The 5,000-nt window shown below is 73.5% G+C and carries 4 protein-coding genes and 1 pseudogene; 2 read left to right on the top strand and 3 right to left on the bottom strand.

What is annotated here, in order from left to right; all coding sequences use genetic code 11:
- A pseudogene (locus tag HGA02_RS09960) lies at positions 1-232 on the top strand (A/G-specific adenine glycosylase); the annotation flags it as partial.
- A gap of 33 nt (positions 233-265) precedes the next feature.
- Here HGA02_RS09960 and HGA02_RS09955 read toward each other — a convergent pair.
- Entirely contained in the window at positions 266-1,891 is a 1,626-nt protein-coding gene (locus HGA02_RS09955) for a glycosyltransferase (RefSeq protein ID WP_168678872.1), read from the bottom strand.
- Positions 1,892-2,021: 130 nt separating this feature from the next.
- On the opposite strand from HGA02_RS09955, the gene HGA02_RS09950 reads away from it, so the two are divergent.
- On the top strand, positions 2,022-2,378 hold the full coding sequence (locus tag HGA02_RS09950; protein WP_168678871.1) for a cupin domain-containing protein: 357 nt from the start codon (positions 2,022-2,024) through the stop codon (positions 2,376-2,378).
- Positions 2,379-2,532: 154 nt separating this feature from the next.
- Here the strand turns inward: HGA02_RS09950 and HGA02_RS09945 are convergent, their stop codons facing one another.
- Together HGA02_RS09945 and HGA02_RS09940 are read right to left on the bottom strand one after the other, a co-directional pair.
- Positions 2,533-4,137, bottom strand: coding sequence for a high affinity choline transporter 1 (locus HGA02_RS09945; RefSeq protein ID WP_168678870.1), 1,605 nt, complete (start codon positions 4,135-4,137; stop codon positions 2,533-2,535).
- A gap of 249 nt (positions 4,138-4,386) precedes the next feature.
- The coding region (locus tag HGA02_RS09940; protein ID WP_168678869.1) for a response regulator at positions 4,387-5,000 on the bottom strand (614 nt) is incomplete at its 5' end.

The following is a 5,000-nucleotide window of genomic DNA, read 5'->3' as shown; positions in this document are numbered from 1 at the left end:
GGCACGACGGCGCACGCAGGCGTGGGCGGGGACCGACCGTCAGGTGCGCGGGCGCGTCATGGCGCTGCTGCGCGAGGCGATCGGTCCGGTGCCGCAGGACGCGGTCGACGCCGTCTGGCCGGACGCCGTGCAGCGCGAGCGGTGCGTGGACGCGCTGCTCGCCGACGGGCTGGTCGTGCGCGTCGACGGCCGCGACGACGATGCGGCACCGACGTACCGTCTTCCGCACTGACCCACCGCTGCCCCGGCGAGGACCGCGCGTCCGTCACGCCTGGCGCCGCGGCACCAGGTTGAGCGCGGCCATGAACGCGAAGATCGCGGTGTTCACCCCCACGACCACGCCGAGCGTCTGGAACCAGGGCGTCGCGAGCGTCGCCTCGGTCACGACCGGCTCCCAGAGCGCGCCGACGAGCACGACCGGCAGCACGGACCGCCGGGCCAGGCTCGCGCGGTCCACATGACCCCACTGGGCGCGACGGCCGGTGACGATGTCGACGATGCCGCGCACGAACACGGCGAGGATCAGCTCCGAGTACGCGAGCTCGACCAGCAGCGGGAGCGCGAGGAGCCGACCGCGCACCCCGACGCGCCACACGGTGACGAGCCGCTCGACGACGAACAGAGCCGTGATCGCGGTCCAGAACCGGAGCCCGAACATCAGCTCGCCCGTGGCGCGCCACTGCACCAGCACGAGCACCAGGTACAGGTTGAGCGCGACCGTCGCGTACGCCAGACCGACCTGCTGCACCCAGTACCGGGTCGTCGTGCTCGTCAGCCCGTAGGTCCCGAGGTTCTCGAGCGCGCCGCGGTCCCAGCGGATCCGTTGCCGCCACAGGTGCCGCCACGTCGGCATCACCTCGGTGACCGCCTGGCACTCGCGCGGCGACACGAGACGCGCGTCGAGCGTCTTGAGGGCGAGCGTGAGCTCGTTGTCCTCGGTGAGCGCCGTGGGGTCGTAGACCTGGCCGCGGGTACCCGGCACGAGGTCTCCTCGGGCCGCGGCGACGGCCCGCAGCGCGTCGGCGCGGAAGAGCGTCCCGGTCCCGGTGAGCACCATGACGCGACGACCCCGCCGCCGCGCGATCGTCCGGCCGTACCGCACGTACTCGTTGCGTTGGAGCTGCCCCACGAGCCCCGCGCCCGGCTCGCCCATGAAGATCCCGCCGACGGCGTGCCGGCCGTCCAGCAGGTGCCGCTCCGCGACCTCGAGGAAGTCGGGCGAGAGCGTGGTGTCGGCGTCCATCACGAGCACGGCGTCGTCCGGGCCCGTCGCCGGCAGGAGGACGTCGAGCGCCTGGTTGAGCGCACCGGCCTTCCGACCGGTGTTCCCGCGGGTCACGAGGACGCGCACATCGCGTCGCGACGCGACGCCGACCGTGTCGTCGGTCGAGTTGTCCACCACGACCACGATCTCGTCAGGGGGTCGGCGCTGGCCGCGGAGGCTGTCGATCGTCGCGCCGATGGTCGTGGCCTCGTCGTGGGCGGGCACGACGGCCGTGATCCGGAACCGGCCGCCCGGTCGCGTCGTCAGGTCGGGACGCGCTCCCCCTGACGGACCGGCCGCGACGGCGGGCGGGACGCCGGGCGACCGGCGGTCCTTGTCGGCGAGCACCCGCGACGCGCGTGCGGTCTCGACGGAGGCGACGACCAGCACGAGCGCGACCGAGCAGAGGACGGCCGCGAGCAGCACGGCCCCACCGGGGAGCCGGATCGTGAGGTCGCCCAGCGCCAGGTCGACCGACCGGGTGGTCAGCAGCCCGTCGACGTCGCCCTGGGCCAGGAGCAGCGCACCCACCAGCAGGAGCAGACCGGCCGTCGCGAAGAGCGCGGCGGAGACCCAGCCGAGCGTCCGCGCGCGGCGGTAGACAGGGACGACAGTGCCTGTGTGCACCCGTCGCACCATGCCCGCCTCCGCTGCCGGACCGACAGGGGCAGGCTAGCCCTGGCGGTTCCGGGGCGCAGGTACCGGCCGGTCGGGGGACGCGCTTGACGGTCGTCGCGCGAGCGGGGACGGTGCGGGCATGCGCCTCTTCGACGTCGTCCGCTACCCGCTCGACCGGTTCGACAGCGCGGGCGTGCTGCTCGAGGCCGTCCCGCCCACGACCGGTGCGACGAGCGTGCACGTCGCGCGGCTCGACGCGGGCGGCACGATCGGCCGGCACCGGGCGGTTCGCCGGCAGGTGCTCGGTGTCGTGTCGGGGGACGTCGAGGTGCAGACCGACGACGAGCCGCGCGTCGTCGCCGGCCCGGGGACGCTCGTCGTCTGGGAGCCCGGCGAGATGCACCAGAGCTGGGCCGTGACGGACGCGGTCCTGGTGGTCGTCGAGACGTCGGGCGACCTGGACCTCGCCGACCCGTTCGTCGAGCGCACCGCCTGACCGCACCCGGTCGACGCACCGCGTCGCCGCACCGCCGTCGTCCCTGGGCACCCGGAGACGACACCGAACGCACGATCACGCGCGCCCGGACCTGCCGAGACGTGCGTGATCGTGCGTTCGACGACGCGCCGGCCCAGCCGGACCCGGCGCCGGGTCAGGCCGGGGAGGGAAGGCCGTCCCCGACGTCGGGGTCGGTCGCGCGGCCGACCACGGGCTGCGGGGCCCCCGACGACTGCGCGGTGACGCCGGCGGGCACGACCGGCGCGTCCGCGGAGGCGGACTCGTCCGCGGCCGGGGCGGTGTCCGTGAGGGCCCAGGCCTCCTCCTCGATCGACCGCGGTCGCACGTACGCGACGACGAGGTACGCGAGGAGCGACGTGATCGCGCCGTAGAACGTCGGCCAGCCGTCGAACGTCGCGGGCACGATGTCGTTGGGGATGTAGAGCACGTCGTTGGGGACGCCGTAGATCGTGGGCGTGAGGACGAAGAGCCCGAGCCGCACGGTGAGCCCGACGACCATCGCGGCGACGGCGGCGTCGCGACCGCCGCGCTTCCAGAAGAGGCCGAGCAGGAACGGCACGACGAGCCCGGCGAGCATGAGGTCGAACGCGAGCGTCAGGAGGATGCCGGTCTGGGCGACCTCGAGCGCGACGGTCACGCCGAGGATGACGACCGGGACCATCGCGAGGCGGGTCCAGCGCAGCAGCGGGTCCTTGACACCGGGGGTGTCGACGACGCGGCGGACGCCGAAGATGTTCCGGACCGCGACGGCGGACGTCGCGAGGATCGCGCCGGACGCGGTCGAGAACGACGCGGCGACGATGCCCGACAGGACCAGGATCGCGAGCCCGGGCGGTGCGTAGTCGGCGAGCAGCGTGAACAGCACGGGCCCGTCGGCGGTCGTGATGCCGAGCACCGACACCGCGGTGAGCGCGACCAGGCCGTAGGCGACGCCGACGATCGCGGTGCCAGCGGCGGCGGTGAAGCAGGACCGGCGGGCGATCTCGGGCGACTTCGCGGAGAAGACGCGCTGCATGAAGTCGATCGCGACGATGTCGCCGATCCCGAGCGAGATGAGCGTCGCCCAGTTGATGGGCGCGCCCGCGTCGGTCGACGTCAGCTGCTCGAGGTCGAACGGGCCCATGCCGGGGTCGATCTGGAAGCCGATCGTCGAGCCGACCCACCACAGCAGCGCGACGGTCGCGGCGGCGGTGATCGCGATCTGGATCGCGGCCGTGTAGGCGTCGGAGAACATTCCGCCGCCGATCGTGTACACGAGCACGAGCACGACCGCGAGGACGACCCCGACCGTGTAGTCGAGCCCGAGGAACCGCTCGAGCAGGAACCCGCACGCCACGAGGTTGCCGGCCATGAGGATCGCGAACGCGAAGATCATGAGGATCGACGCCGCGATCTCGACGCCCCGGCCGTACCGGATCCGGTAGAAGTCGCCGAGCGTGAAGAGCTTCATGCGGTGCATGGGCTTGGCGAGGAACAGGCCCGTCAGGGTGAGGCAGATCGCGAGGCCCAGCGCGAGCGACGTGCCCGCCCAGAACCCGAACGACGAGGTGAGGTCGGTGTTGCCGACGGTCGCGTTCGAGTCGACCGCGGCCGCCATGAGGGACGCGGCGACGAGCGGGACGCCGAGGCGGCGGCCGGCGACGAGGTAGTTGGCGCTGTCCCCGTCGACCTTGCGGGCGACGAGGATGCCGACGAGGACGACGGCGAGGACGGAGAGCCCGACTCCGGCGATGATCATGGTGGCTCCGGGAGGGACGGCGGCGGCGCCGGGCTGCTCTCCCGGGTCGGCGCGGTGGCCAGGTCACGACGCGTGTCGAGGGTTTCTGTCGCTCGACAGGTTCATTGACCACCCGGGCTGTGTCGCCGTCGCTGCACGCACGAAACGGCTGTGTTAAATCCCGCTCCGCAGCGACCGCGCGGACGCGGGCACACGCGCACGCGCGCGAGGCACCACGCCGACCGTCCGCGCCGAGGCGCGCGCAGGGTGTCACCCCTCGACGAGGCCCGCCTCGTGCACCCGGACGACGAGCTGCACCCGGTCCCGGCACCGCAGCTTGCGCAGCACCTCCGACAGGTGCGTCTTGACCGTCGACTCGCCGATGTAGAGCTCGGCCGCGATCTCCCCGTTCGACAGCCCGCGCGCGGCCGCGAGCGCGACCTCCCGCTCGCGCGGGGTCAGCGCGTCGAACTCCGGCGACGGCCGGCGGACGCGTCGCGAGAAGTCCTCGACGAGCCGGCGCGTCACGTTCGGGCCGAGCAGCATCGAGCCCTCGGCGACCAGCCGCACCGCCTCGACCAGCCGTTCCGCGGTGACGTCCTTGAGCAGGAACCCGCTGGCCCCCGCACGCAGCGCGTCCAGCACGTACTCGTCCAGGTCGAACGTCGTGAGCACCAGGACACGCGTCGACGGGTGCCGCGCGACGACCTGCTGCGTCGCCGCGATCCCGTCGAGCACGGGCATCCGCACGTCGACGACGGCGACGTCCGGCTCGGTGCGCGCGACGAGCTCGACCAGCGCGCGCCCGTCGACCGCCGTGCCGACGACCTCCAGGTCCGGCGCCGACCCGAGGATCGCCGCGAACCCCTGCAGGACGACCGGCT

Source organism: Cellulomonas septica, assembly GCF_012396155.1.
GTDB lineage: Bacteria > Actinomycetota > Actinomycetes > Actinomycetales > Cellulomonadaceae > Cellulomonas > Cellulomonas septica.
Note: the sequence above shows the minus strand (reverse complement) of the source record. Positions and strands in the feature narration are given on the sequence as shown.